We start from the raw sequence: 962 nt of genomic DNA, 5'->3' as shown, positions 1-962 counted from the left end.
GCCGCACCGCGTCGGCATTATCCGCGATGACCGGCGCTGCGGTCGGTTCGTTTCTCATCCGGGCGACAAGAACCTCCAAAGCCTCCAGCCGGAGCAACAAGCCGGCCCGCTCGTCCGCCGCGCTATCGTCATGCCCTCGGGGCCGACATGAGGTTTGGTCGCCTTGGAGGGAGGCACCAAATCGCGTTCGGTGAAAACGACACGACGGTCGAGCCGCTCCTCGCCCCGATCGACCCGTGCCAGAACGAAGGCCGCCACCAATGCTTTGACCGTGCTGCACATCGCGAAGCGCTCGTCGATGCGGTGGCCGACCAGTCGGCCGGTCGCGACATTCAGCACGGCGACACCCAGGCGTCCACCGCTCCGGATCTCGAGTTCCTTGAGCCGTGCTTCGATGCTTCGGCGGCCATCATCGGCCTGAGCGCCCGACCCGAACAGTCCTGGAATCGCTATTCCTGAGGCCATCAGGAAAAAACGACGGGTGATTGCGGCAGGCATTCTGTTTCAACTTCCTCTTTTTCGATGATTCGCCTTCGAGAGCTTGACCGGCATGGTCCGGCGCGCCTGCGGAGAATCACCGGCACGCCTTTGTGCAACAAGGGAACGGATCCCCTGACAATCGAGATCTCTGTCAGCTTGAACGGTAGGTCGGCCTGCTGGTGACAGCAGGCCGGAAGGTCGAGTTGCATGTATCGTGACATATGTAGACAACCATGTCTAGATACTTTTGTCTACATACGGGTGTGGCTGTTCGCGGATGCGAGACGCGGAGCCACTGGACGGCTTGCCATATCAGTCCGGTGACAGGGCGGAGTGGCAGGCTGGAGATAAAGGTCGTCTGCCTTTGGGGCTGCTGGGCTCCCGTCTGCCGATCCTCGACGCACCTGCTTATGACCTCGACGTTTCGCATTCGATACCGCGGCGAGGGATCATCTTTGAACTGGGGTGGGAGTGAAGCGGTT

At 61.1% G+C, this 962-nt stretch carries 1 protein-coding gene; it reads right to left on the bottom strand.

All coding sequences use genetic code 11. From position 1 onward, the window contains the following. Window positions 1-54 precede the first annotated feature (54 nt). Window positions 55-498: a serine hydrolase gene (locus I71_RS36000; protein ID WP_083897178.1), complete on the bottom strand. Its 444-nt coding sequence runs from the start codon at window positions 496-498 to the stop codon at window positions 55-57. Window positions 499-962: the final 464 nt, after the last annotated feature.

The organism is Azospirillum sp. B506 (genome assembly GCF_000333595.1).
In the GTDB taxonomy this organism is placed as follows: Bacteria; Pseudomonadota; Alphaproteobacteria; order Azospirillales; family Azospirillaceae; genus Azospirillum.
Note: the sequence above shows the minus strand (reverse complement) of the source record. Positions and strands in the feature narration are given on the sequence as shown.

Coding starts and splice junctions, on each gene's coding strand:
- I71_RS36000 (WP_083897178.1), bottom strand. CDS start 498: ATGCCTGCCGCAATCACCCGTCGTTTTTTCCTGATGGCCTCAGGAATA.